Raw genomic sequence first — 25072 nt, forward strand, 5'->3', positions numbered from 1 at the left:
CGCGACCGGCCACTTCGTGGCCGCTGCTCCCTAAGTGTGTTGACCATGCAGGTTGGTAACGGCGTGGCGAGCTGACATGGCGAAGACCTCCGAGTGAGATGCGAGCTGTCTAAGGAACGCGTCTCTCAACGGAGGTCTTCAATGACACACCGTAATGCACCCCTGACCGAACTCGGCCGTCTACGACTAGCCCGCTGTGTCATCGACGACGGCTGGCCACTACGACGGGCAGCCGAACGATTCCAAGTCTCACCCACCACCGCCGCCCGCTGGGCCAACCGCTACCGCCACCACGGTGCCGCCGCCATGTCAGATTTGTCGTCGCGCCCCCACCACAGCCCAACCAAAACTCCGACCCGCACCGAACGCCGGATCATCAAAATCCGAGTCCAACGCCGGTGGGGACCAGCACGGATCGCCTACCTACTCGGTTTGCATCCCTCGACAGTGCACCGAGTGTTGACACGCTACAAACTGGCCCGCCTGGCCTGGCTCGACCGCACCACCGGCACCCCGATCCGCCGCTACGAACACGATCACCCCGGCGACCTGGTCCATGTCGATATCAAAAAGCTGGGCAACATCCCCGACGGCGGCGGGGCCCGCGCGGTCGGGCAAAAACTCGGGCGCACCAACCGCACCCGGACCGCGGGCAAAACTCTCGACAGCCGTGGCCACAGCCATCTGGGCTACAGCTACCTCCACAACGCCATCGATGACCATTCCCGCCTCGCCTACACCGAGATCCTGCCCAACGAACGCAAGGAAACCGCTGCCGGGTTCTGGCAACGAGCCCAGAAGTTCTTCTCCACCAACGGGATCACCGTCAAACGAGTCCTGACCGACAACGGTCCCTGCTACCGGTCCCGGCTCTGGGCCCAGACGATGACCGCGGCCTCGATCACCCATAAACGGACCCGCCCTTACCGGCCACAAACCAACGGCAAGGTCGAACGGTTCAACCGCACCCTTGTCGATGAATGGGCCTATGCCCGCGCTTACCGGTCAGAGACCGAACGCCGAGCCGCGTTCACCGAGTGGCTCCATACCTACAATCACCACCGAGCCCACACCGCACTCGGAGGACGTCCGCCAGCTAGCCGCGTCCCTAACCTCTCAGGTCAACACACCTAAGGGTCGCAGGTGGTGGGTGGGAGTGCGGTCATGACGGAATCAGGGTGGACGATGTTCTGCCGGGATCGTCGCTGCCCGCTACCGTCTAAACATGACTGGACCGGCGCCCTTAGACCTTGCTTCGATCCGACGCGCACCGAAGGCATTGCTGCATGATCACCTCGATGGTGGTCTGCGGCCCTCGACGGTGCTAGAGCTGGCTGCTGACTGCGGCTATGACGAATTACCCGCTTCCGATGCCGAGAGTTTGGGGGGGTGGTTTCGTGACGCCGCCGACAGCGGATCGCTCGAGCGGTATCTGGAGACGTTCGCGCATACGGTCGCGGTGATGCAGACCCCGGAGGGGCTGCGCAGGGTGGCGCGGGAGTGTGCGATCGACCTCGCCGATGACGGGGTCGTGTACGCGGAGGTGCGGTTCGCGCCCGAGCAGCATCTCGAGAAGGGCCTCACGCTCGACGAGGTTGTCGAGCACACGCTTGCCGGGTTCCGGGAGGGGGAGACGATCGCGGCTGAGCAGGGCAATGTCATCCGGGTGACGTGTCTGCTCACGGCGATGCGGCATGCGGCGAGGTCGCGCGAGATCGCCGAGCTGACCGTGCGGTTCCGGGATGCCGGGGTGGGTGGGTTCGACATCGCGGGGGCCGAGGCGGGGTTCCCTCCCACTCGGCATCTCGACGCGTTCGAGTATCTGCGAGCCAACCACGCGCACTTCACGATTCACGCGGGTGAGGCGTTCGGGCTGCCGTCGATTCACGAGGCGCTCGCGTTCTGCGGTTGTGATCGGCTCGGCCATGGGGTGCGAATCACCGACGACATCAGCGTTCCGGGCGACATCGCGGACGCGCAGCTCGGGCTGGTCGCGAACTATGTGCGCGATATGCGGGTGCCGCTGGAGCTGTGTCCGTCGTCGAATGTGCAGACCGGCGCGGTGCCCTCGCTGGACAAGCATCCGTTCGACCTGCTCGCCCGCCTGCGCTTCCGGGTCACCGTCAACACCGACAACCGGCTGATGAGCGACACCTCGATGAGCAAGGAGATGTCCAAGCTGGTCGACACCTTCGGCTACGGCTGGAGCGATCTGGAACGCTTCACCATCAACGCCATGAAGTCGGCCTTCATCCCGTTCCCGGACCGGCTGAAGATCATCGACGAAGTGATCAAGCCGGGTTACGCGGTACTTCTCGGGTGAAAACCAGGGGGTGGCACCACGTCGGTGCCACCCCCTGGAACTTCCTATTCGCTGACGAGCCGCGCTTCGAACGCGCGCTGCAGATCGCGGAACTGCTGTGCCTCCGACGCGTACGGCGGGTTCGGGGCCATCCGGTTCGGATCGGGGTTGAGCAGGTACGAGACATACCAGCCGAGCGGATTCGACTGCGCGAGAGCAGTTTCCACGCTGTCGTCATCGGCGTAGTCGGCCGCGTCGCTGAACAGTTCGACCGCGAGATCGAGCTGTTCGATGTCGACCGCTTCCGGTCCCTCGGCCAGATCCTCGACCAGACCGGTGAGCACGTAGACGTTCTCGTCGGTCACCTCGACCTCGAGCGAACCGTCCACCGCCGCGGTCTGCACCTCGGCGAAGGTCGAGACCCGGGCCAGCTCGTGCTCGTGATCGTCGGCCAGGTAGCGGGCCAGTGCGCGCGCGGAGCTGAAGACGGTGATGGTGGTGCCGTTACCGAGGAATATCGGCTCGTCGTCGAGGTAGCAGCGCAGGGTGAACTGCTCGCCGTCGGAGGTGACGATCTTGACGGGGTCGATGCCGACCTCGTCCCAGAAGGACTCCTCTTCGTCCTCGTCGGCGGCAGTGAGGTCGACGTTCTCGAACTCCTCTTCCTCCTCGGCGACATCGTCGGCGTCGACTTCGTTCTCCTCGGCGGCCAGCAACTCCGCCTCGGCGACGGCCACCGCGGCCGCGTCGACCTCGGGCGTGCTCACGACGCTGTCGATCGCATCGAGCACGTCGTCCCAGCCCTTGACGATCGCGGCACCGACCTGGTCCCACAGCTCTTCGCCGTCGCGGCCGACGAACGTGCTCGCCCCGCTGGCCAGCGCGCCGAGCACGGGGTTGTTGCCGAAGAACTTGGTCACCACGTCGAGCTCGCACACCTCGGCGATATTGCGCACCATCGCCAGGGTGTCCTCGAGCTCGCCGACGACATCGACGTCGGGGTCGCCCGCCGCCAGTTCCGGCACGGAGACCAGATCGAAGCTGAAGTTCTCCTCCGGCTCCAGCTCAGCGGCCGAAAGGCCGGCGATGACCGCCCAGGACGGGTGGTCGACGAGGTCGTTGTCGGTGTTGGTGCGGATGAACCCGGCCAGCTCCGCAACGGACTCGAAACCGTAGAGGTCGTCCTCGTGACCGAGGAACGCCTCCCACTCGTCGTCACCGTCGCGCCAGCGCGGTGCCCACAGGGTGACGAGATCGCCATCGGTCAGACCGAGCTCGATCGGGACGATGTCTCCAGAAGCCATGACGCGAAGCCTAGCTAGCTCGAGCGCCGGGCACTATCCGGCCCGGGTGCTAATTGCCCGTCGGGCTGTGCACTCGGTCCGGTGAGCGATTCGTTCAGTGTCGCAATGATGTTGGAACGTGCCTCGCCCGCGGTCTCCGTGGCCTGTTTGCAGGCGGTCAGGATGAGCGCGGCGGCCTCGGTGGGCGCCAGCGCGGTGATGCCTTCGTCCAAGGTCAGACCGACGAGGGCGCCGTCGCTGTTCACCTCGGCGGTGACCAGGCCGTCTTCGGTGGTGAATCTCCCGTTGACCTGCTTCAACCCGTACAGCGCAGCCTCGAGCGCCTCGAGCTTTCCGGTGACACCCGCGACCAGGGCATCCATTTCCGCACTCACAGTGGCCTCATCCAACTCGTCTGACCGGTGTCGGCGTCGTCGATGCGGTCGAGCTCGTCGACCGCCTGACGCCGGGTGGGCAGGTTCATCTTGTCGAGCAGTTCGTCGGGGATCTGCGCCTGCTCGCTGTAGACCTCACGCAGGCGGGCGGCCGCGGCGATGGTCGAGCGCCTGGTCAGGCGCAGGATCTCATCGGCAAGCGCCTGGGCGCCGAACTGGTATTCGCTGCGCTCGAACTTGAGCGCGATCGGCAGACCCATGCTGGTCGCGCGGACCGAGATCGTGCCGGAGCGGTTGGTGCTGACCGCGGACTCCACGTTGGGAACCTCGGGGATCGGCGTGCCGCTCATTCGGTAGGCCTGTAGAAGCCGTAGAACTCCATGCCACTGTTCTCCGTTCGGATGGAACTGATCGAAACCGGATCGCCCGCCTCGACGAGCTGCCCGTTGCCGACGACCATGGCGACGTGGCCGTCCCACACGGCCAGGTCGCCGGGCTGTAGGTCACCGGGGGATACCTGGGGATTACCGATGTGCTGTTCCTGCGCGAGGCGCGGCAGTTCGACCCCGGCCTCGCCGTAGGCGTACTTGGTGAGCCCGCTGCAGTCGATGCCCGATTGCGGGTCGTTGCCGCCCCAGACGTACGGGGTGCCGACCGCGCCGATCGCCGAGCGAACCGCGGTGGCGGCCTTCTCGTTGGGCGCCTCGACCGTGCTGCCGTCGGGCAGGGTGATCTTGACACCGGTGCCGGAACCCGTCGACGAACCGGCGGAGGACCCCGTCGATCCGCCGGTCCCGCCGGAGGTTCCGCCGGTGGAGGTCTTCGAGCCGCTGCTGTTGCTGCCGCCCATCGCCGTCGACATCGCCGACCCCACGGAGCTGAGCACCGTGCTGCCCGCACTCGCCGCGGTCGACAGCAGGCCGGAACTCGACGCCGAGGACGCCAGGTTGGTCGCGCCGGACGCGACACTCGCCAGCGCCGTGCTCGACGGCGCGGGAGTGAGCTCCTGGATGGCGGCGGTCTGGGTGCCCAGTTCGTCCTGCACCCGGCCGACAACCCCCATGCCCTGCCCGATGTGGTCGATCGCCGAGCTCACCACGGCGGTGAGGCCGGCGGGGGTGCCGAGGGTGGGGCTGAGCGCGGACACCTGCGACAGGAACGAGTTGACGATCCCGTCGAGCTCCTTCTGCCCGGTCTGCACATAGGCCGCGGCCTGGTCGACGACGGTCGCCATCTCGGTGCCGTTGTCGGACAGGGTGGCCGAGGAGGTCTGCACGCGCAGCGCCTTGGCGGTGACGGCGTCGACGGCCTGGCCGTCCCACGCGGTGTTGACATTGTTGATGCTGCTGCGGCCCTGCTGATAGATCTGGTCGAGGTTGGTCGAGGTCGAGCGCAAGCCGTCGGACGCGCCGCCGGTGCCGAGCACACCGGTGCCGAAACTCGACAGCAGATCGAGGAGGGGCTGGGCAAGTCCGCTGAGGTCGATCATGCGTCGGTACCGAGATCGCCCGCGATGGCGGTGAGCGGGGCCGCGTTGTTCAGGTCGGTCTCGACCAGCGTGGTCGCGGCGCTGGCGGTGGCAAGGCCCATGCTGCCCATGACCGCCGACAGCTGGGCGATCGACGCCACGTGACCGGCGTGTGCGGCGGAGTAGGCAGCAGTGAAGTCACCGCCGATGAGTCCCATGATCGGGCCGAGCAGGGTGGGGTCCGAGGCAACCGAACCAGCCGCCGCCGTGGCCAGTTCCGTGGCCATCCCCTCGGCAGCCGCGCTGTAGGCGGTGATGCCCTCGGCATCGGCCGACATCCTTTTCGTCATCGAACTTCCCCCAATCCTCGAGTTCCCGGGCAGAGTACGTCACTCATCATCTTGGACGCACCGACTCCGCGTTCGGTTCCCTATTACCGCGAAAATTTCCCCAGCGGTCGTAGGCGCGAAGCGCCAAGCGACCCTATCGTCTTTTCATGCGCACCGACACCGTCGACCATCCGCTTGCCGCGACCCTGCTCAGCACCATGCGCGACGTCCGCACCGACAACGCGACCTTCCGCAATGCTCTGGCCGATCTCACCGGCATCCTCATGTACGAGGCGCTGCGCGACGCGCCGGTGGTGCGCGAGCCGATCGACACGCCGGTCGCGGTCACCGACGGCGTCCGCCTGGCGGCGCCCCCGCTGCTGGTTCCGGTCCTGCGGGCCGGGCTCGGCATGGTCTACGCCGCCGCCGAACTCGTCCCCGAAGCCCGCGTCGGCTTCGTCGGCATCGCCCGCGACGAGCAGACCCACCAGCCGGTGCCCTACCTCGAATCCCTGCCCGCCGACCTGACCGGCCTGCCGGTCTTCGTCCTCGACCCGATGCTGGCCACCGGCGGTTCGATGCGCCACACGATCGAACTCCTCGTCGCCCGCGGCGCCACCGACATCACCGCGATCTGCGTTGTCTCAGCCCCGGAAGGCGTTGCCGCTCTGGCAGATTCGGGCCTGCCGGTTCGGCTGATCACCGCCGCGATCGACGACCGGCTCAACGAGCACGCCTACATCGTCCCCGGCCTAGGCGACGCGGGCGACCGCCAGTTCGGCCCGCGCTGAACTACTCGTCGGCCAGCGCGCGACAGAAGAGAGCGAGCTGAGAGAGTCGCTTCGCGGCAGCCTCTCTCGCGTTCTTCAGGTCGTCGGGGGCGGCCACCGGGGCGAAAACCTCCAGGTAGCACTTGAGTTTGGGTTCGGTGCCCGAGGGGCGGACGACGATGCGGAAGTCGTCGGCGTCGAAGATCAGTGCGTCGGTGCGCAATCTGCCGCGCACCTGCGCCTGGTCGGTGAACTTCACGGGGGTGCCGGCGATGTCGCTGGGTGGGTTCGCGCGCAGGGCGGCGACCAGCACGCTCGCGGCGGCCTGGTCGGGCAGGCGCAGCGAGACCTGCCCACCCGCGTGCAGGCCGAATTCGACGGCGTAGGAGTCGAGCTCGTCCTGCAGCGTCCTGCCCTGAGCCTTCAACAGGGCGACGAGATCGGCGGCGGCCACCCCGGCGGAAATGCCGTCCTTGTCGCGGACCCTCGACGGATCGACGCAGTGGCCGATGGCCTCCTCGTAGGCGTACACCAGCCCCTCGCCCGCCCTGGCCAGCCATTTGAAGCCGGTCAGGGTCTCGGCGTACCGTGCCGAGCGCGCGGCCGCCAGCTTCGACAGCAGACGCGAGGAAACGATGGTTGTGGCGACCAGCGGATCGGTCGGCGAGGTTCGCAGCACGTAATCGGCCAGCAGCACGCCGGTCTCGTCACCGCGCACCATGTGCCAACCATCCGGACCGGGCACGCCGAGCGCGCAGCGATCGGCATCGGGATCGAGCGCGATCGCCACATCGGCACCGATCCGCTCGGCCAGCGCGAGCAGCAGATCGGCCGCGCCAGGCTCCTCCGGATTGGGAAAGGCGACGGTGGGGAAGTCGGGATCGGGTGCGAACTGCTCCTCGACCACGTGCACATCGGTGAACCCGGCCGCGGCCAGCGCGCGCACGGCGAGCTCACCGCCGACCCCGTGCAGCGCGGTGAGCGCGATCCGCACATCCGCCCGCTCGCCGGGCCCACCCAGCAGACCGGGCAACTCCGCCACGCGCGCGAGATACCGGTCGACCAGGTCAGCGCCGGAAACCGGAACAGCTTCCCGCGCAATCGGTTCGACAACCGCCTCGATGCGCTTCTCGATCTCGCTGTCGGCAGGGGCGATCAACTGCGACCCGCCGTCGAGATACACCTTGTAACCGTTGTCAGCGGGCGGATTGTGCGAGGCGGTGATCTGCACCCCCGCAACCGCGCCCAACTCGCGCACCGCGAACGCCACTACCGGAGTGGGTACCGGATCCGGCAGAACTGTCACGGGAAAGCCCGCGGCGGTGAAGATCTCAGCGGTCGCCGTGGCGAACTCCGCCGACCCGTGTCGCGCGTCCCGCCCGACCACAACGGCCCCGCCGCCGAGGCACCGGTCACGCAGCCAGTCGGCGAGCCCGGCCGTGGCCCGCGACACCGTGGTCACGTTCATCCCGTCCGGGCCATCGCGCAACGGTCCACGCAGGCCCGCGGTCCCGAAGCGCAGCATTTACACGCGCTCCAGAATGCCGCGCAGCAGCTTGCCGAGCCGGGGTGCGGCGGCCTGTCCTTCGGCCAGCACTTCCGCGTGCGAAAGGTGTTCGCCGGTAACGCCGGCGGCCATATTGGTGACCAGCGAAATGCCGAGTACCTTCGCGCCGAGCGAACGCGCCTCGATCGCCTCCAGCACCGTCGACATGCCGACCAGATCGGCGCCGATCGTCGACAGCATGCGGATCTCGGCGGGCGTCTCGTACTGCGGACCGGTGAGCCCGGCGTACACGCCCTCGGTCAGGCTCGGATCGATTTCCCTTGTCAGCGCACGCAATTCGGGATCCCAGGCATCGACCAGGTCGACGAACCGCGCACCGACCAGCGGGGTGCGCGCGGTGAGGTTGATGTGGTCGGCGATCAGCACCGGCTCACCCACGGCAAGCCCGGCCCTGAGCCCACCCGCGGCATTGGTGAGGAGCACGATCTCGGCGCCCGCCGCGATCGCCGCGGTCACCGGGTGCACCACCTGCTGGGGTGTGTAGCCCTCGTACAGGTGCTGGCGACCCATGAGCAGCAGCACGTTGTTGTCGTTCACGGTGACCGAATGCACCATGCCGCCATGCCCCTGCGCACTGGGTTTGCCGAAGCCGGGTAGCTCCGTCATGGGAATCGAGGCATGCGGCGCGCCGATCTCGGCTGCTGCCTCCTGCCACCCCGATCCCAGCACCACGGCCACGCGATGACGCGGCACTCCCGTACGTTCGGCGATCGCCACAGCGGCCTGTTCGGCTGTCATGAGCTGAGTTTATTGGAGCGCTGGCGCGCTCGAGGTTCGCGACCCCGCCGGACCCTCCTCTAGGTCGGGTCGTGCGGGGCTGGGAAGGTCCCTACCCGCGAGTAGGGCAGGGTTCAGGCGCGGACTATTCTCCCCTGCATGCCGTATTTGGAGCGCTCTGGTGATGTTTTCGTCCTGTACCTCGGCAACGAGGGTGAGACCGACAACGAGAACCGTTTCTCGCCGGACTGGATCGACGCCTTCCACGCCGCACTCGACAAGGTCGAGGCGTCCGAGGGTGCCGCCGCGCTGGTCACCGTCGCGACCGGCAAGTTCTACAGCAACGGCCTCGACACCGACTACGTCTTCGGCAACCTCGACAAGATCCACGGCTACCTCGACCGGGTGCATTCCCTCTACACCCGCCTGCTGACCTTCCCGATGCCGACGGTCGCCGCGGTCAACGGCCACGCGTTCGGCGCGGGCGCCATGCTGGCCACCTCCCACGATTTCCGCGTGATGCGCGGCGACCGCGGCTTCTGGTCGCTGCCCGAGGTACACCTCGGCATGCCGTTCACGATCGGCATGAACGGCTTGCTGAAGGGTCGACTGAGCAACCAGGTGTGCGGCAAGGCGATGACCACCGGCCACCGTTTCGGTGCCGACGAGGCCATCGCCGCTGGCATCGCCGACGCCAAGGCCGACGCCGACGAGGTGCTGCCCACCGCGATCGCCCGCGCCGCCGCGCTGACCAGCCTGCGCAAGCCGATCACCCCGATCATCAAGGCCGACCTGCACGCCGAGACCCTGGCCGCGCTGGCCACCCCGGTCACCCCGGAGAACCTGCCTTTCGGCAACTGACCTCGCTCGCCGGTGCGCCGCTGTCGGGCACTGATGCAAGACTGGGGGGTATGGCACCCTCGCGCACCGGCGAACTCACAGCCACCGCCTCCGACGCCGCGATCGTGGCTGCCTCGGACGAGCTGATCGGGCTCTCGCACGCGATCCACGCCGAACCCGAGCTGGCCTTCGCCGAGACTCGTAGCGTCGCCAAGGTCCTCGCGCCGCTGGTAGAGCGCGGATTCGCCGTCACGACCGGCGTAGCGGGGCTGTCGACCGCCTTTCGCGCGGTGTATGGCAGTGGCCCGCTCACCGTCGGCATCTGCGCCGAATACGACGCGCTACCCGAGATCGGGCACGCCTGCGGGCACAACATCATCGCCGCGTCCGCCGTCGGCGCGGCCATCGGCCTGGCCGCCGTGGCCGACACGCTCGGCCTGACCGTCGTCGTGCTCGGCACGCCCGCGGAGGAGAGCGGCGGCGGCAAGGTGCTCATGCTGGAAGCGGGCGCCTTCGACGACATCGCGATGGCGATGATGGTCCACCCCGGCCCCGCCGATATCGTCGGCGCCCGCTCGCTGGCGCTGGCCGACCTCGCCATCGTCTTCCACGGCCGCGAGGCGCACGCCAGCGCCGCGCCCGAACTGGGCCGCAACGCGGGCGACGCGGTGACGCTGACCCAGGTTGCCGTCGGCTTGCTACGCCAGCATCTGCGACCCGGCCAGCAGCTGCACGGTATAGTGTCCGACGGCGGTGTAGCCCCCAATATCGTGCCCGGACGCGCGGAGTTGCTGTACTACCTCCGTGCTCCCGATTCCGGCTCACTCGACGACCTGATGCGCCGAGCGAAGGCGTGTTTCGAAGCGGGCGCACTGGCGACCGGCTGCACTCACGACATACGGACGCTCGCGCCCACCTATACCGAGCTCACCCCCGATCCGGTTCTTTCCGCTGCCTACCGCGCGCAGATCACCGGACTGGGACGGGTGCCGATCGCACCCGAGCTCGAGGTGCTGCGGCCGCTCGGGAGCACCGACATGGGCAACGTCACCAACGTCATCCCCGGTATCCATCCGGTGATCGGCATCGATGCCGGTGGCGCGGCGACCCATCAGCCGGAGTTCGCCGCCGCCGCCGTGAACGCCTCGGCGGACCGCGCGGTGCTCGACGGCGCGCTGGCGCTGGCGCGTACCGCTGTCGCGATAGCGGGCGATGAAGTACACAGGGACAGGTTGTTGCAACGGCTGATCGACCGACAGGAGGACATTCGGTGACCATTTCCGGCCATCCGGGCACCGCACGCGCAGGCTCCGAGGCGCTATCGGTGGGCATGGGTACCCACTCGATGGCACGGGAGAACGCAGCGTGTCCGACCACGCCGGACACCGAACCAACGCTGATGTCGGGAACCGAGATCGTCGACGCATGGCTGGCCGAACACACCGGTGACCTGGTGCAATGGCGCAGGCACATCCACGCCAACCCCGAGTTGTCGCGCTCGGAGTTCGCCACCACCGAGTTCGTGTCGGGCTGGCTGACCAAGGCCGGGCTGAGCTGGGAAGTACTGCCGGGCGGCACCGGGCTCCTCTGTGACTTCGGGCCCACCGATCGTCCACGCATCGCCTTGCGCGCCGATATGGACGCGCTGCCGATGCAGGAATTCACCGGCCTGACCTTCGCGTCGAATGTGCCAGGGGTGTCGCATGCCTGCGGGCACGACGCGCACACCACGGTGCTGCTCGGTACCGGGCTCGCGCTCGCCGAGGCGCAGCACACGTTGCCGGTGGGGGTGCGGTTGGTATTCCAGCCCGCCGAGGAAGTGATGCCGGGTGGGGCGCTCGATGTGGTCGCCGCCGGTGGGATGGCCGGGGTGGACCGGATCTTCGCGTTGCACTGCGATCCGCGTCTGGAGGTCGGCAAGGTCGGCGTGCGGACCGGTGCGATCACGTCGGCGGCCGACACCGTCGAGCTGGTACTCGATTCGCCCGGCGGGCATACCTCCCGACCACACCTGACCAGCGATCTGGTCTACGCGATCGGCACTGTCATCACGGGCTTACCCGGACTGCTCAGCCGCCGCGTCGATCCGCGGACCAGCACGGTCATGGTCTGGGGTGCGGTGAGTGCGGGCAAGGCGCCCAACGCGATTCCACAGACGGGCATGCTCACCGGCACGGTCCGCACCGGCGACCACGGCACCTGGCTGCTGCTGGAACCGCTGGTCCGCGAGATCATCGACGGATTGCTCGCGCCGACGGGTGTGCGGTATCAGCTCAACTACAAGCGTGGTGTGCCGCCGGTGGTCAACGATCCGACGTCTGCCTTGATGTTCGAGGACGCGATTCTGGGAATGGGTGAGGACGCGCTCGCCGATACTCCGCAGTCGGGTGGCGGTGAGGACTTCTCCTGGTATCTGGAGGAAGTGCCCGGTGCGATGGCTCGGCTCGGGGTGTGGTCGGGTGTTGGTGAGCAGTTGGATCTGCATCAGCCGACGTTCGATATCGATGAGCGTGCGCTGGCGGTTGGGGTGCGGACGTTGACGAATATTGTGCTGCGGGGGTAGGGACCCGGCCGCGACCGGCCACTTCGTGGCCGCCGCTCCCTATGCGTCGCGGGTGGGGGGCTGGGTTGGGTGGGTTGTGGAAGGCGGGGACAGGCTTTGTTCGCGGTGTGGTTGATAGGTCGGTAGGGCTGCCTGGCCTGGGGTGTGTGCTGTGGGCGGTGCAGCTATGCGCCGGGGCCTACGTTTTTGCTGTTGCGGGTGCGCAAGGCGTGGACGTAGTCCTCTGGGGCGCCTGCTTTTTCGGCGGCGTCGGCGATGACGCCGATGTAGCGGGCCGAGGGGAGGCCGCCTTCGTAGGCGTCGAGGACGTAGAGCCATGCCAGGCGGGACTCGCCCTGGGTGCCGGTGACCCGGATTCGGATCTTCTTGTGGATCCCGAAATCGGAGCCCTCCCAGCGGTCGAGGCTGTCCTCGTCCTCGGGGGAGACGTCGTAGAGCACGACGAACACCCGCGAGCCGGGGTCCTCGACGACCGTGGCCAACGGCCCTTCCCAGCCGATGTCGTCACCGGCGAAGGTCAGGCGCCAACCCTCCAGCCACCCGGTCCCGGACATGGGCGAATGCGGGCAGCGTTCCAGCATCTGCGTCGAGTCCATGTTGGACCCGTAGGCGGCATAGATCGGCACCATGGAACTGTAGCCAATAACCGCGGCGGAATTCCTGTCTCCCACCCAGATCGGCTGACGGTCACACTTGCCGGTGGTGCTGTGCACAACCGCCGACGTTCCTCGGAGCCCTGCGTGGCGACGCTTCCGGGCCGCCGGTCACGCCGGGAACGTGGCACACAACACGCGCGCCGTTGTTCACCGATCCGACCCGGCCGAGTCACATCGCACCTGAAATGATGGGGCGACAGCACGGGCGAGCCCTCACAAGGGGCAGGTCCGATCAGGCGAGCACAAGGAGCGTGACTGGTGGCACGGATTGCGATCATCGGCGGTGGACCGGCCGGATACGAGGCGGCACTGGTAGCCGCCCAGCACGGGGCCACGGTGACCCTGGTCGACGCCGACGGCATCGGTGGCGCCTGTGTGCTGTGGGATTGCGTGCCGTCGAAGACGTTCATCGCCTCGACGGGCCTGCGCACCGACCTGCGCCGCGCGCGCGATCTCGGCATCACCCTCGACGCCGACCAGGCCAAGGTGCATCTGCCCGAGGTGAACGCGCGCGTGAAGGCGCTCGCGCTGGCGCAGTCCTCCGATATCCGCGCCAAGTTGCAGGCCGCGGGCGTGCAACTACTTCCGGGCTACGGCGAACTGGTCGGGCCCGCACCGGGTTTGGCGCATCGCGTGCGCGCGAACCTGGCCGATGGCAGTTCCGAGGAGTTCGAAGCCGAGGTCGTGTTGATCGCGACCGGCGCGAGCCCGCGGGTGCTCCCCGGCGCCGAGCCCGACGGTGAGCGGATCCTGAACTGGCGTCAGCTCTACGACCTGCCGGAACTGCCCGAGACGCTGGTCGTCGTCGGATCCGGTGTCACCGGCGCCGAATTCGTCTCCGCCTACACCGAGATGGGTGTGCGGGTGAAGCTCGTGTCGAGCCGCGACCGGGTGCTGCCCGGCGAGGACGCCGACGCTGCCCTCGTGCTCGAGGAAGCCCTGGCCGAACGCGGCGTCGAATTGGTCAAGCACGCCCGGGCCGACGCCGTGGAGCGCACCGCCGACGGCATCGTGGTGAAGCTGTCCGACGGCCGCACCGTCACCGGCTCGCACGCGCTGATGACCGTCGGCTCCACCCCGAACACCCAGGACCTCGGCCTCGACCGGGTCGGCATCGAACTCGATCGCGGCGGATATCTTCGCGTCGACCGGGTTTCGCGCACGTCGGTGCCCGGCATCTACGCCGCGGGCGACTGCACCGGTCTGCTGCCGCTGGCCTCGGTGGCCGCGATGCAGGGCCGGATCGCGATGTACCACGCGCTCGGCGAGGGTGTGAGCCCGATTCGGTTGAAGACGGTGGCCTCCGCGGTGTTCACCCGCCCGGAGATCGCGACCGTCGGCGTCAGCCAGACCGCCATCGACAACGGTGAGGTCCCCGCGCGCACGGTGATGTTGCCGCTCAACACCAACCCGCGCGCGAAGATGTCGGGGCTGCGGCGCGGCTTCGTCAAGATCTTCTGCCGTCCGGCGACCGGTGTGGTGATCGGCGGTGTGGTGGTCGCGCCGATCGCCTCGGAACTGATCCTGCCGATCGCGCTGGCGGTGCAGAACAACCTGACGGTCACCGACCTGGCGCAGACCTTCTCGGTGTATCCCTCGCTCACCGGTTCGCTCACCGAAGCCGGACGTTTGCTGATGCGCCACGACGACCTGGACTGAGGCCCGCACGCGCCGAATGTGAAACGAATCACAGGGGTTTCGGGTTTCGAATTGTGTTGGTCGCCAACGCTGCTCGTCGATTCGAGGCGGCCGTCACACTGGGTGTTTGCGCAGGCGAAGCCAAGGGAATACGAATCCTGTTGCTGCGTTGCCTGTCCCGCGCTCATGTGGTTGACTCACCGCCGAGGCGTGATCAGATGTGATCACGTGGTGGAGCAGTGGGGGATTCCCTCCGGGAAAGGGATTACGAAAAGTGAAGCATCGTAAGCCGAGTCGGGCGCAGCGAACGATGGCAAGCACGTCGTTGCCTCTGGCCACCGCGGCCGTCGTGGCAACCCTCCTCGCGGCACCGGCCGGCGCGGTCCCCAGCGACCAGCCGACCACGCCCGCTACTCCGGCGCCTGCGCAGCCGGGCCAGCCTTCGGGTGAAGCGGAAGCTCCGGAAACCCCGGAGAGTGTCAAGCCGGGCGAGACCAAGCCGACCCCGGCCCAGCCGGGCGTCACCAGCCCCGCGCCGGGTCAGCCGGAACAGGCCACCCCGGTCAAGCCGACGCCGAGCCAGCCCGGTGTCACCAAGCCGCGTACCGCGCCGCTGCCGGTGCCGGGACAGGCCCAGCCCGCGGTTCAGCCGGAGCGCGCAGGCGTGACGCCTGACCAGCCGGGCACCACCACGCCCGAGACCGGCACCACGCCGAGTCAGCCGGGCACTACGCCGAGCCAGCCGGGCGCCACGCCGGGCCAGCAGCAGACGCAGCCCACCGTGCCGTCCGATCAGGGCACCGGCACCGGCACCGAGGCCGAGTCTCCGGAGACTCTCATCCAGGAGCCGGAGGAGCCGACCTGGCAGGCACCGCGCCTGGCCAACGCGCCGGCCGCACCCGTCGTCGAGATGGAAGGCCCGCACCAGGAAATCGGCGCCACCATCGACGGTGCGGGCATCCTGGCCAACACCCACCACTACAACAACGCCTCGGGCTACGTCGGCACCGTCGGCTACCGGGCGCCGGGTGGCGGTTTCGGTGACGCCGGTGTCTCGGTCGAGTACATCGGCGCGAACGAGGTCAAGGTCACCACCTTCACCGGTGGCGACGGCCGGGCCGACAACACCACGGTGACCGTGCTCGACACCACGCAGGCCAACCTGGCCAAGGCCGCGGTGGAGAACTGGATCAAGGCGCAGCCGGGCGGCACCGCCGCGCTCGATGCGGCCGCGAAGGCTACACTGCCCGTGCCGGGGGAGCTGCTTCAGACGTTGAACGTCGCGGGTGTGAACACCCAGTGGGGTGGCTCGCTCCAGTACTGACACGCAGTACGTCGTGTGGGGCGGTCGCCTTCGACCGCCCCACACGTGTGTCCTGGGGAAAGGATTGGACTTGGGCACCGAGGGCGACGACAACGAACGCGGCGAGCAACGACCTGCCGCGGAATTCGGTCCTCCCGTAAGCGATTTCGGGCCGCCGGTCGATGACGCTGGTTTCGGTGGGCCCGTTCCCGCCACGCCGCCGCCCGCGCCGTCCGGGGTTCCGGAACGGGGTTGGCGCCCGGCCGATGTGCCCGCGCCCGGCCCGTTCGGTCCGCCTGCCGGTGCGCCCGCGCCGGGTCCGTTCGGTGGGCCCGTTGCCGGTCAGCCGCCTGTCGCTCCGCCTCCCGGCGGTCCGTTCGCCGGATCGGTGCCGCCCGGCCCGCCTGCGCGGCCGTCGACTCCGCCCGCGGGCTCCGTGCCTGCCCAGGGTCCGGGTAGCGGTCAAGCGCCGCCTCGGCTGCCCGACGGTCGTCGGTCCGCACCCACCTCGGTCTTCGGTGACGCCGTAGCGACCCCGCCGCCCATCACCCGTCCCGGTACTCCCGCGCCCTTCGGCGGTCCAACGCCGGGTGGTCCGCCCGCTGCCGACCCGACTGTGCGTTTCGGTGCCGAGCCGCCGCGTAGTGAGGGCTCGGTGTTCGGTGATTCCGTGCCGGTGACGTCCGGTCGTGAGCTCACCGAGGTGATCCGTCGCGGTCGCCCCGGGGCGAAAGACCCTGCGTCGCAGGCGAAGTCACCTGAATCCAAGCCCATGTCGGAGCAGGAACGGCCCCCCGAGGGCTCGCGCACCCCGCTTCGCCCCGATCCGCCGCGGCCCGCGGGAGACAAATGGTGGGACGCCCCGGACGACGACGGCGCGATTCCGAAGCCGCCCTCGGAGCCCGGCCTTTCCTGGGCCGACGACCCGATCGCGCGCCGTCTCGCGCCGAAGAACCCCATCGCCCCCGCGCCCGTCGAGAAGGAACCCGACAGCAAGCGGCTGCGCTGGATCATCGGCGGTGTGGCCGCGGCCGTGCTGCTCGTGGTGGCGCTGGTCCTGACGATCGGCCTGGTCAAGCGCGGCGGCGGTGCCGACCCCGGCGTCACGGCCGCGCCCGTCCCGTCGGTCGCGTCGGGCACCGAATGTCAGTCGGTCGCAGAACAATCCGTGACCGTCGGTAACGGTCCCGGCGACACCACCACCGGTGCCAGGGCCATCCTCGGTTTCCAGTACGCCTTCTACACCGACCGCTCCGGCGCGAAGGTGCGCGAATTCGTGGCGCCCGACGCCGAGAACATCTCGCCCGCCGAGACGATCCAGCAGGCGATCGACGGCCAGATCCCCGCGGGTACCACGCACTGCGTGAAAATGCGCGAGACCAGCGTGGGCCGCTACGACGTCGAACTGCGCGAAATGCACCCCGACGGCTCGGCAGTGGTCTACAAGCAGGAGATCATCACCACGAACACCGATGGAAAGTGGCAGGTCAAGTCCATCACTGCCCGATAGATTCTCACAATCTGAGACCATAATTTCACATTCTGGTGGACGATATGCAATCGTAGGATGATTGCTTCCCTTGGCGTCCCCGGAGGTTCCCATGTCGCTGACCATTCCAGCATTGGCGGGCAAGCTCGCCGGCTTGCAGAGCTCGGCGATCAGGGACCTGCTCAAACTCACCGCCCGCGACGACATCATCAGCCTCGCGGGCGGCCTCCCTGACGCCGCCCTGATGCCGCGCGAACGCATCGCCCTCGCCGCCGACACGGCCTTGCGTGAGCCCGCCGTCCTGCAATACACCGAGTCGTCCGGCTGGCCGGCCCTGCGCGAGGTGATCGCGGCCCGCGAATCCGCCAAGATCGGCCGCACGATCCCGGTCGCGGAAGTCTTCATCACCCACGGCTCCCAGCAAGCCCTCTCGCTCCTGGCCGAAGTCCTCCTCGACCCCGGCGCCCTGGTGATCGTCGAAGATCCCGCGTATGTCGGTGCCCTGCAAGTGTTTCGGGCCGCAGGTGCTCGAATCGTCGCCGTCCCCTTGGATTCCGACGGCATGCGTCTCGACGTCCTCGAAGATCTCCTGGCCGCGGGCGAACGCCCCGCGCTCGTCCATACCGTCTCCACCTTCCACAACCCCGGCGGCGTTACCCTCGCCCCGGAGCGTCGCCGCCGTCTGGCGGAACTCGCTGAGGCCCACGGCTTCTGGGTCATCGAAGACGACCCCTACGGCGAACTCTGGTTCGACCAGCCCGCCCCCGCCCCGGTCGCCTCGTACTCACCACAGGTGATCCGTCTCTCCAGCGTCTCCAAAATCCTGTCCCCCGCGTTGCGCGTCGGCTGGATGATCGCCCCCGAAAGAGTCAGCCGCGCAGTCGAACTCCTCAAACAAGGCGCCGACCTCTGTGGCTCGGCCCTCACCCAGCAGATCACCACCGATCTGCTCTCGGACGCTGATTGGCTCGCCGCCCACATAGCTTCGATCCGCACTACTTACGGCAATCGAGCCCGAGCCCTGGTCACCGCGGTCCGCTCCACCTTCGCCGACAGAATCCGCTGCACAGCCCCCACCGGCGGCATGTTCATCTGGGCCGAATTCCTCGACGACACAAACACCTCCGCCCTCCTCCCCACCGCCCTCGAATCCGGCGTCGCCTACGTCCCCGGCGCGGCGTTCGCCGTCTCCGACACCGCCGACAATTCCCTCCGCCTCTGCTTCACCACGTCCGACGAACAGACCTTGACCGAAGCGGTCACCCGCTTGGCGAAGGCGTCGTCAGCCTGAGCAGGGCCGAAGCAGTGCCTCCTGCAGGCAGTTCTTGCAGGACAAACGTACTGCTCAGCGGTGTTCCCCGAATGCGAGCAGTGGGGGGCATCGGCTGATCCGGCCCGGATTGCTGCTGGTCAGAGTTGGTCTTTCGCGACCGCCGAACCCGATGAATGCGAGTTGGCGGCGGGTTCGGTGGCGCTGATGCTGGACGTATGGAATATGCGGAGTATGTGCGGTTTCTGCCTCAGCGGTATCGCGACGAGGTGATGTTCGAACCGGAGTCGAGCTGGTTCGCGTGGCACGGGAATCGGGTTCATGTCGCGCGTGCCGGTGCCGAGGACGCACCCGTGCGGGTGTTGGCGCTGCACGGGGCCGGTGGGCATGCGGGGTTGGTGTGGCCACTGCTCGGTATCGGTGCGGCCGAGGGGGTTTCGGTGATGGCGATGGATCTGCCGTTGTATGGCGACACCGCCGTCGCGGACCCCGGCGCGGTGCGGTATCGCGAATGGGTCGAGATCGTCGGTGATTTCGTGGTGTCCGAGACGGACTCCGATGATCGGCCACTGGTGGTTTTCGGGGCGAGTGTGGGTGGGATGCTCGCCTATGAGGTGGCCGCGCGGACGGGGCGGATCGCGCATGTGGTGGCGACCTGTTTGCCCGACCCCGCCGATCCGGCGATGCGGCGGGCGATGGTGCGCTGGGCACCTGCCGGGGCGGTGCCACCGGTGTTGCTTTCCGGCATCGCCGCGGTCCTCGGCCGGGTGCGGGTGCCGATCCGCTGGCTGGTCGACATGGCGAATATGAGTTCGGACCCGGCGTTGTCGCGGCTGTGTGCCACCGATCCGCGCGGTGGCGGCGTGCGAGTTCCGCTCGGATTTCTCGTGGACTTCCTACGGTTCCGGCACACCCCGCCGGAGGAGTTCGTCGCGGCGCCGGTGACATTGGTCCACCCGGCCGCGGATCGCTGGACGCCACCGGAACTGAGCGTGCGATTCCTCGATCGCATCAGCGCGCCGACCACTGTCACGCTGCTAGATGGCTGCGGGCATTTTCCGGTGGAGGAACCGGGCGTCACGCAGCTCGCCGACGCGCTACGGACGTTGCTGGCCGAGGTCGGTGGTAGTCGGCGGTGACGGGGTGAGGGCCGACACAAGTGCCGTCAGGCTGTCGGCGCTCACGGTGTGGCGGGTGAGGACGCGATGTACCTGTGCGTCTACCGCGTGCACAAGCGTCCGTGCGGTGAGCAAGGGATCCGGTCCGCCACGGTCGCAGCGTCGCAGCTGGTGTTCCACCTCGGCGACGAGGTAGTCCTCGAATGCCCGGACCGCCGCGAGCTCGATCGGCAGGCTCAATGCCACCCGGTGCAGCAGCGCGTGCAGGGCGGGTCGATCGCGGTGCAGGTCGGCGACCACTTCCATAATCGCGCGCATGCTCTCGTCGAACGGCGGCTCCTCGGCACGCAAACGCGCGAACACCTCGCTCAGCCGCTGGCCGCCGTCGAGGAAGTGACGCTCGGCCAATGCGTGCAGCATGGCCTCCTTGTTCGGAAAGTATTGGTACAGCGTGCCGATCGACAAACCCGCTCGTTCCGCGATGCGATTGGTGGTCGCGGTCGCGCCCTCGCGGGAGAACACCTGGGCAGCCGCCTCGAGCAGCGTGTCCACGGTGTTCCGTGAGCGCTGTTGCCGGGGCAGCTTGCGCGGTCGGTTCATACCCAGTTGTAGGTGCGCTCGACGGCTTTGTTCCAGTCGGCGTAGCGGTGGGTGCGTTCCTGTTCTGACATCGCGGGCGTCCAGGTTTCGTCGGCTATCCAGTTGGCCCGGAGGTCTTCGAGGTCGGACCAGTATCCGACGGCCAGGCCGGCGGCGTAGGCGGCGCCGAGGGCGGTGGTTTCGCGGACTACCGGGCGGACTACGGGAACGTCGAGGATGTCGGCCTGGAATTGCATGAGGAGGTTGTTGCCGGTCATGCCGCCGTCGACCTTGAGAGTGGTGAGTTCCAGATCGAGGTGTTGGGCGGTGGCGTCGGCTCGCATGGCGTCGACGACTTCGCGGGTTTGGAAGGCGGTGGATTCCAGTGCGGCCCTTGCCAAGTGGGCCTTGGTGACGAAGCGGGTGAGGCCCGCGATCACGCCGCGGGCATCGGGGCGCCAGCGGGGGGCGAACAGGCCGGAGAAGGCGGGGACGAAGTGAGCGCCGCCGTTGTCCTCGACGGTGCGGGCCAGGGGTTCCACTTCCTCGGCGGAGGTGATGATGCCGAGGTTGTCGCGCAGCCACTGGACCAGGGAGCCGGTGACGGCGATGGAGCCTTCGAGGGCGTAAACCGCTGGGGCGTCGCCGAGTTGGTAGCAGGCGGTGGTGAGCAGGCCGTGCTTGCTGAACACCGGCGTAGTGCCGGTGTTGAGGAGCATGAAATTGCCTGTGCCGTAGGTGTTCTTGGCTTCGCCGGGGGACAGGCACGCCTGGCCGAACGTGGCGGCTTGCTGGTCGCCGAGAATTCCCGCGACGGGGACGCCTTCGAATGGGCCGGAAGCGATATCGGCGTACACCTCTGACGAGCTGCGGATCTGCGGGAGCAGAGACATCGGGATGTCGAAATCGGCACAGATCTCCGAATCCCATCGCAGGGTGCGCAGATCCATCAGCATGGTGCGTGAGGCGTTGGTGACGTCGGTGAGGTGTTCACCGGTCAGCTTCCACAGCACCCAGCTGTCCATGGTGCCGAAACACAGGTCGCCTGCCTCGGCGCGTTCCCTGACGCCGTCGACGTTGTCGAGGATCCAGCGCAACTTCGGACCGGCGAAGTAGGTCGACAGCGGCAGGCCGGTGCGGCCCGCATAGCGTTGCGGCCCTTGATCACCCGCAAGTTCGGTGCACAGCTGGTCGGTGCGCGTGTCCTGCCAGACGATCGCGTTGTACACGGGCTCGCCGGTCGCTCGATCCCACACGACCGTGGTCTCGCGCTGATTGGTGATGCCGACCGCGGCCAGATCCCCGGCCGAACACCGGCTGGTGCCCAGCGCCGCACCGAGCACCGACTCGGTATTGCGCCACACCTCCGCGGGATCGTGCTCCACCCAGCCGGGCTTCGGGAAGATCTGCCGGTGCTCCCGCTGCGCGGTCCCGACGATCCGGCCCTGCCGATCGAAGATGATGCACCGACTCGAAGTCGTGCCCTGATCGATGGCAGCCACATAGCGACGCATTGCTGCAGGTTACCGAAACACGGGCCCGCGTCCGCAACCTTTGTCGTCGGCGACGAATTTCGCTCCCACGCCTCGCCGGGTACGTCCCGAGCGCGGAGCGGGCACTAGGTTTAGCGTGTACGCAGCGGCGCCGGGAACGCGGCGCACGCCCCACTGTCGACTGGGACCGGCCGGAATCGGTCGGCGGCGAGGAGTCGAGATGTCGCAGACACCGGAGTTTCCGTTCCTGCACCCGGGTGAGTTGGTCGCGGGCGGGAAAAGGGACCGGCTCGGGCCTGGTGATCTGGGCCCCGAACATCGGCGGACCGCCTGGGAGCGGCTGGGTAAGGATCAGTTCGATGTCCTGGTCGTCGGCGGCGGTGTGGTCGGCGCGGGCATCGCGCTCGACGCGGCGACCCGCGGGCTTTCGGTCGCGCTCGTCGAGGCCCGCGATCTCGCGTCGGGCACGTCGAGCCGGTCGTCGAAGATGTTCCACGGCGGCCTGCGCTACCTCGAGCAACTCGAATTCGGCCTGGTCAGGGAAGCGCTGAAGGAACGCGAGCTGGCACTGTCGACGCTCGCGCCGCATCTGGTGAAGCCGCTGCGGTTCCTCTACCCGCTGACGCATCGGGTGTGGGAGCGGCCCTACGTTGCGGCGGGCCTGACCCTCTACGACACCATGGGTGGCGCGAAATCCGTGCCAGGACAGCATCATCTGACCAGGCACGGCGCGATGCGGCTGGCACCCGGCCTGCGCCGGGATTCGATGATCGGCGGCGTCACCTACTACGACACCGTGGTCGACGACGCCCGCCACACCATGACCGTCGCCCGCACCGCCGCGCACTACGGCGCCGTCATTCGCACCTCGACGCAGGTCGTCGGATTCCTGCGCGAAGCCGACCGGGTCGTCGGCGTGAAACTGCGCGATACCGAGGACGGGCGCACCGGCGAGGCGCGCGCGAGTGTGGTGATCAACGCGACGGGCGTGTGGACCGATGAGGTGCAGAGTCTGTCGCGTCAGCGCGGCCGATTCCATGTGCGAGCATCCAAAGGGGTGCACATCGTGGTGCCGCGCGATCGGATCATCAGCGATGCCGCGATCATCCTGCGCACGACCACCTCGGTGCTGTTTCTCATCCCGTGGGGCGCGCACTGGATCGTCGGCACCACCGACACCGACTGGAACCTCGACCTCGCCCACCCCGCGGCGACCAAGGCCGATATCGACTACCTGCTCGACCGGGTCAACGAGGTGCTGGTCACCCCGCTCACCCACGCCGATATCGACGGTGTCTACGCGGGCCTGCGTCCACTGCTGGCGGGGGAGAACGACGAGACGTCCAAGCTCTCGCGCGAACACGCGGTGGCCAGGGTCGCGCCCGGACTGGTGAGCATCGCGGGCGGCAAGTACACCACCTACCGGGTGATGGCCGCCGACGCGATGGACGAAGCGGCACAGGATATTCCGGCCCGTGTCTCCCCGTCGATCACCGAGAAGGTGGCGCTGCTCGGCGCCGACGGGTACTTCGCGTTGGTCAATCAGACCGTGCAGCTCGCCGAGCACTACGGCATCCATCCGTACCGGATGACGCACCTGCTCGACCGCTACGGCTCCCTGGTCGACGAGGTGCTCGCCATGGCCGCGGGCAAACCCGAACTGCTGCAACCGATTACCGACGCACCGGCGTACCTGCAGATCGAGGCGGTCTACGCGGCCGCCGCCGAGGGCGCGCTGCACCTCGACGACATCCTGGCCCGGCGCACCCGCATCTCGATCGAATACGCCGATCGCGGCGCGAACAGCGCCGAGCAGATCGCCCACCTGATCGCGCCCGTACTCGGCTGGGACGCCGACGATATCGACCGTGAGGTGTCGACGTACCAGGCGCGCGTGCGGGCCGAAATCGAATCGCAGACCCAACCCGACGACGAGTCGGCCGACGCGTTGCGGGCCGCTGCTCCCGAGCCGCGGCCGCAGCTGCTGGAACCGGTGCCGCAGGAGCGCTGACGCTCAGACCGGGTCGATGCGTGCCTTCAACAGGCAGAATTCATTGCCTTCCGGGTCGGCGAGGACATGCCACGACTCCTGCCCCGTCTGGCCGATATCGGCCGGGCGCGCGCCGAGCTCGAGCAGGCGTTCGAGCTCGGCGTCCTGATCGCGGTCGGTGGGGTTGACGTCGAGATGCAGGCGGGATTTGCCGTGCTCGGGTTCTTCCCTGCTGCTGAGGATGATCGTGGCCTGCGGGCCGCCGAACCCTTCGCGCGGGCCGATCTCCACCGTGCCGTCGTCTTCGCGATCGAGCACGACGAAGTCCAGTACCTCGCACCAGAATTGGGCAAGGGCCTCGGGGTCACGGCAACCGAGCACGAGCTCACTGATCCGACATGCCATCACGAAACCTGCTTTCGACCTGGGGAACCGTCCGGCAGCCCACCTGCGAACCTCGTGGGCCGTCAGCGGTGAAAACGATCCCGAGATCGTATCGGACAACTGGTGCACGGGCGAGGCGATTTCACGGGCGTGGCTGGCAGCGTGGACAGAAGTAGATGCCGCGTTCGCGCTGGGTGATGCGGTCGGCGGGGTCGTCTTCGCCGAGAAGCTGGGAGGCGATGGCGGTGCCGCAGCGAGGGCAGGGGCGCCGTGTCCGGCCGTAGACCATGGGACGCCATGGTGGTTCGTGCGCGGCCTTGCCGAGGACGCGGTGGGATTCGTCGACGAGCGCTGCCAGGTCGGTGATCTCGCCGACGGGGGTGGTGGGGTGGACTCTGCGGAGGAAGCAGATCTCGCTGCGATAGATATTGCCGATGCCCGCCAGATTGCGCTGGTCGAGCAGGGCGAGGCCGATGGCGCGGCGCGGGTATTCGGTGAGCCTGCGCAAGGCCTCGGCCGGATCCCAGTTCGGTCCGAGCAGATCGGGACCGAGGTGGTCGATGACGGTGTGTTCGTCGGCGCGCGGCAGCACCTGCACCTTGCCGAGCGAGAAGCCGACGGCCTCGACCTCGTCGTTGCCGAGCACGAGCCGTGCGGTGACCCGTGGTTTGGTCCAGCGCTGGCCGCAGTGGAACACCCGCCACTCGCCTTCCATTTTCAGGTGGGTGTGGATGCTCAGGCGGTCGGTGCGGATGAACAGGTGCTTGCCGTAGCTGGCGACCTCCTCGATCAGATCACCGACCAGATCGACGGTGGCGTAGCGCGGAACCCGGAAGTCGCTGCGGGTCAAGGTCTTACCGGCCAGCGCCGTGCGCAGGCGTTCGGCGGTGCGGAAGACGGTGTCGCCCTCGGGCATTC

24 protein-coding genes are annotated in these 25072 nt (G+C 68.1%); 12 read left to right on the forward strand and 12 right to left on the reverse strand.

Annotated elements, in window-relative coordinates:
* Window positions 1-141: 141 nt before the first annotated feature.
* Entirely contained in the window at window positions 142-1134 is a 993-nt protein-coding gene (locus ACWZHB_RS33630) for an IS481 family transposase (protein ID WP_427905704.1), read from the forward strand.
* A gap of 91 nt (window positions 1135-1225) precedes the next feature.
* Window positions 1226-2323, forward strand: a complete 1098-nt coding sequence (locus ACWZHB_RS33635; RefSeq protein ID WP_427905705.1) for an adenosine deaminase — start codon at window positions 1226-1228, stop codon at window positions 2321-2323.
* Window positions 2324-2367: 44 nt separating this feature from the next.
* On the opposite strand, the gene ACWZHB_RS33640 is transcribed toward ACWZHB_RS33635, so the two are convergent.
* The 5 genes from ACWZHB_RS33640 to ACWZHB_RS33660 are packed head-to-tail and all read right to left on the reverse strand — an operon-like array spanning window position 2368 to window position 5798.
* Window positions 2368-3606 carry a primosomal protein gene (locus ACWZHB_RS33640; RefSeq protein WP_427905706.1) on the reverse strand — a complete coding sequence of 413 codons (1239 nt, stop codon included), beginning with the start codon at window positions 3604-3606 and terminating at the stop codon, window positions 2368-2370.
* Window positions 3607-3620: 14 nt separating this feature from the next.
* Window positions 3621-3980 carry a YbaB/EbfC family nucleoid-associated protein gene (locus ACWZHB_RS33645; RefSeq protein ID WP_427905707.1) on the reverse strand — a complete coding sequence of 120 codons (360 nt, stop codon included), beginning with the start codon at window positions 3978-3980 and terminating at the stop codon, window positions 3621-3623.
* On the reverse strand, window positions 3977-4330 hold the full coding sequence (locus tag ACWZHB_RS33650; protein WP_101464284.1) for a hypothetical protein: 354 nt from the start codon (window positions 4328-4330) through the stop codon (window positions 3977-3979). Before ACWZHB_RS33650 ends, ACWZHB_RS33645 begins: the two co-directional genes overlap by 4 nt.
* Entirely contained in the window at window positions 4327-5469 is a 1143-nt protein-coding gene (locus ACWZHB_RS33655; protein ID WP_427905708.1) for an NlpC/P60 family protein, read from the reverse strand. Before ACWZHB_RS33655 ends, ACWZHB_RS33650 begins: the two co-directional genes overlap by 4 nt.
* Window positions 5466-5798 carry a hypothetical protein gene (locus ACWZHB_RS33660; RefSeq protein ID WP_427905709.1) on the reverse strand — a complete coding sequence of 111 codons (333 nt, stop codon included), beginning with the start codon at window positions 5796-5798 and terminating at the stop codon, window positions 5466-5468. Before ACWZHB_RS33660 ends, ACWZHB_RS33655 begins: the two co-directional genes overlap by 4 nt.
* A gap of 146 nt (window positions 5799-5944) precedes the next feature.
* Between ACWZHB_RS33660 and upp the strand changes: the two genes are divergently transcribed.
* On the forward strand, window positions 5945-6568 hold the full coding sequence (gene upp, locus ACWZHB_RS33665) for a uracil phosphoribosyltransferase (protein ID WP_427905710.1): 624 nt from the start codon (window positions 5945-5947) through the stop codon (window positions 6566-6568).
* A gap of 1 nt (window position 6569) precedes the next feature.
* On the opposite strand, the gene ACWZHB_RS33670 is transcribed toward upp, so the two are convergent.
* The gene (locus tag ACWZHB_RS33670; RefSeq protein ID WP_427905711.1) at window positions 6570-8072 is read right to left on the reverse strand and encodes a phospho-sugar mutase; all 1503 of its coding nucleotides are present in this window, start codon (window positions 8070-8072) and stop codon (window positions 6570-6572) included.
* A complete protein-coding gene (locus tag ACWZHB_RS33675; RefSeq protein ID WP_427905712.1) occupies window positions 8073-8852 on the reverse strand; it encodes a purine-nucleoside phosphorylase in 780 nt (259 codons plus the stop codon).
* Between the two features lie 138 nt (window positions 8853-8990).
* Here ACWZHB_RS33675 and ACWZHB_RS33680 point away from each other — a divergent pair, with 138 nt between their 5' ends.
* The 3 genes from ACWZHB_RS33680 (at window position 8991) to ACWZHB_RS33690 (ending at window position 12234) form a co-directional block, all read left to right on the forward strand.
* Window positions 8991-9692 carry an enoyl-CoA hydratase-related protein gene (locus ACWZHB_RS33680; protein WP_427905713.1) on the forward strand — a complete coding sequence of 234 codons (702 nt, stop codon included), beginning with the start codon at window positions 8991-8993 and terminating at the stop codon, window positions 9690-9692.
* 50 nt (window positions 9693-9742) lie between these two features.
* Window positions 9743-10945: a M20 family metallopeptidase gene (locus ACWZHB_RS33685; RefSeq protein WP_427905714.1), complete on the forward strand. Its 1203-nt coding sequence runs from the start codon at window positions 9743-9745 to the stop codon at window positions 10943-10945.
* Window positions 10946-11070: 125 nt separating this feature from the next.
* A complete protein-coding gene (locus ACWZHB_RS33690) occupies window positions 11071-12234 on the forward strand; it encodes a M20 family metallopeptidase (RefSeq protein WP_427909382.1) in 1164 nt (387 codons plus the stop codon).
* A gap of 164 nt (window positions 12235-12398) precedes the next feature.
* Here ACWZHB_RS33690 and ACWZHB_RS33695 read toward each other — a convergent pair whose 3' ends face one another.
* Window positions 12399-12860, reverse strand: coding sequence for a gamma-glutamylcyclotransferase (locus ACWZHB_RS33695; RefSeq protein ID WP_056819179.1), 462 nt, complete (start codon window positions 12858-12860; stop codon window positions 12399-12401).
* 288 nt (window positions 12861-13148) lie between these two features.
* Here ACWZHB_RS33695 and ACWZHB_RS33700 point away from each other — a divergent pair, with 288 nt between their 5' ends.
* The 5 genes from ACWZHB_RS33700 (at window position 13149) to ACWZHB_RS33720 (ending at window position 19729) form a co-directional block, all read left to right on the forward strand.
* Complete coding sequence (locus ACWZHB_RS33700) at window positions 13149-14549, forward strand: NAD(P)H-quinone dehydrogenase (protein ID WP_427905715.1); 1401 nt, start codon at window positions 13149-13151, stop codon at window positions 14547-14549.
* A gap of 289 nt (window positions 14550-14838) precedes the next feature.
* The gene (locus tag ACWZHB_RS33705) at window positions 14839-15852 is read left to right on the forward strand and encodes a hypothetical protein (protein WP_427905716.1); all 1014 of its coding nucleotides are present in this window, start codon (window positions 14839-14841) and stop codon (window positions 15850-15852) included.
* Between the two features lie 70 nt (window positions 15853-15922).
* Window positions 15923-17341 (forward strand): hypothetical protein, encoded by a 1419-nt coding sequence (locus tag ACWZHB_RS33710; RefSeq protein WP_427905717.1) that lies wholly within the window; start codon window positions 15923-15925, stop codon window positions 17339-17341.
* 91 nt (window positions 17342-17432) lie between these two features.
* Window positions 17433-18611, forward strand: a complete 1179-nt coding sequence (locus ACWZHB_RS33715) for an aminotransferase-like domain-containing protein (protein WP_427905718.1) — start codon at window positions 17433-17435, stop codon at window positions 18609-18611.
* Between the two features lie 197 nt (window positions 18612-18808).
* Window positions 18809-19729 (forward strand): alpha/beta hydrolase, encoded by a 921-nt coding sequence (locus ACWZHB_RS33720; protein ID WP_427905719.1) that lies wholly within the window; start codon window positions 18809-18811, stop codon window positions 19727-19729.
* Here the strand turns inward: ACWZHB_RS33720 and ACWZHB_RS33725 are convergent.
* A complete protein-coding gene (locus ACWZHB_RS33725) occupies window positions 19688-20260 on the reverse strand; it encodes a TetR/AcrR family transcriptional regulator (RefSeq protein WP_427905720.1) in 573 nt (190 codons plus the stop codon). The genes ACWZHB_RS33720 and ACWZHB_RS33725 overlap by 42 nt on opposite strands.
* A 44-nt stretch (window positions 20261-20304) precedes the next feature.
* Complete coding sequence (glpK, locus tag ACWZHB_RS33730; RefSeq protein ID WP_427905721.1) at window positions 20305-21801, reverse strand: glycerol kinase GlpK; 1497 nt, start codon at window positions 21799-21801, stop codon at window positions 20305-20307.
* A gap of 199 nt (window positions 21802-22000) precedes the next feature.
* Between glpK and glpD the strand changes: the two genes are divergently transcribed.
* The gene (gene glpD / locus ACWZHB_RS33735; protein ID WP_427905722.1) at window positions 22001-23791 is read left to right on the forward strand and encodes a glycerol-3-phosphate dehydrogenase; all 1791 of its coding nucleotides are present in this window, start codon (window positions 22001-22003) and stop codon (window positions 23789-23791) included.
* Between the two features lie 3 nt (window positions 23792-23794).
* Here glpD and ACWZHB_RS33740 read toward each other — a convergent pair whose 3' ends face one another.
* Window positions 23795-24175 carry a VOC family protein gene (locus ACWZHB_RS33740; protein WP_427905723.1) on the reverse strand — a complete coding sequence of 127 codons (381 nt, stop codon included), beginning with the start codon at window positions 24173-24175 and terminating at the stop codon, window positions 23795-23797.
* A 121-nt stretch (window positions 24176-24296) separates the two neighbouring features.
* Window positions 24297-25070, reverse strand: coding sequence for an Fpg/Nei family DNA glycosylase (locus ACWZHB_RS33745; RefSeq protein ID WP_427905724.1), 774 nt, complete (start codon window positions 25068-25070; stop codon window positions 24297-24299).
* Window positions 25071-25072: the final 2 nt, after the last annotated feature.

The sequence above is a fragment of the Nocardia sp. FBN12 genome (assembly GCF_054031145.1).

Coding starts and splice junctions, on each gene's coding strand:
- ACWZHB_RS33740 (WP_427905723.1), bottom strand. CDS start 24,175: ATGGCATGTCGGATCAGTGAGCTCGTGCTCGGTTGCCGTGACCCCGAG.
- ACWZHB_RS33630 (WP_427905704.1), top strand. CDS start 142: ATGACACACCGTAATGCACCCCTGACCGAACTCGGCCGTCTACGACTA.
- ACWZHB_RS33650 (WP_101464284.1), bottom strand. CDS start 4,330: ATGAGCGGCACGCCGATCCCCGAGGTTCCCAACGTGGAGTCCGCGGTC.
- upp (WP_427905710.1), top strand. CDS start 5,945: ATGCGCACCGACACCGTCGACCATCCGCTTGCCGCGACCCTGCTCAGC.
- ACWZHB_RS33715 (WP_427905718.1), top strand. CDS start 17,433: ATGTCGCTGACCATTCCAGCATTGGCGGGCAAGCTCGCCGGCTTGCAG.
- glpK (WP_427905721.1), bottom strand. CDS start 21,801: ATGCGTCGCTATGTGGCTGCCATCGATCAGGGCACGACTTCGAGTCGG.
- ACWZHB_RS33675 (WP_427905712.1), bottom strand. CDS start 8,852: ATGACAGCCGAACAGGCCGCTGTGGCGATCGCCGAACGTACGGGAGTG.
- ACWZHB_RS33660 (WP_427905709.1), bottom strand. CDS start 5,798: ATGACGAAAAGGATGTCGGCCGATGCCGAGGGCATCACCGCCTACAGC.
- ACWZHB_RS33635 (WP_427905705.1), top strand. CDS start 1,226: ATGACTGGACCGGCGCCCTTAGACCTTGCTTCGATCCGACGCGCACCG.
- ACWZHB_RS33685 (WP_427905714.1), top strand. CDS start 9,743: ATGGCACCCTCGCGCACCGGCGAACTCACAGCCACCGCCTCCGACGCC.
- ACWZHB_RS33705 (WP_427905716.1), top strand. CDS start 14,839: ATGGCAAGCACGTCGTTGCCTCTGGCCACCGCGGCCGTCGTGGCAACC.
- glpD (WP_427905722.1), top strand. CDS start 22,001: ATGTCGCAGACACCGGAGTTTCCGTTCCTGCACCCGGGTGAGTTGGTC.
- ACWZHB_RS33720 (WP_427905719.1), top strand. CDS start 18,809: ATGGAATATGCGGAGTATGTGCGGTTTCTGCCTCAGCGGTATCGCGAC.
- ACWZHB_RS33670 (WP_427905711.1), bottom strand. CDS start 8,072: ATGCTGCGCTTCGGGACCGCGGGCCTGCGTGGACCGTTGCGCGATGGC.
- ACWZHB_RS33640 (WP_427905706.1), bottom strand. CDS start 3,606: ATGGCTTCTGGAGACATCGTCCCGATCGAGCTCGGTCTGACCGATGGC.
- ACWZHB_RS33655 (WP_427905708.1), bottom strand. CDS start 5,469: ATGATCGACCTCAGCGGACTTGCCCAGCCCCTCCTCGATCTGCTGTCG.
- ACWZHB_RS33680 (WP_427905713.1), top strand. CDS start 8,991: ATGCCGTATTTGGAGCGCTCTGGTGATGTTTTCGTCCTGTACCTCGGC.
- ACWZHB_RS33745 (WP_427905724.1), bottom strand. CDS start 25,070: ATGCCCGAGGGCGACACCGTCTTCCGCACCGCCGAACGCCTGCGCACG.
- ACWZHB_RS33690 (WP_427909382.1), top strand. CDS start 11,071: ATGTCGGGAACCGAGATCGTCGACGCATGGCTGGCCGAACACACCGGT.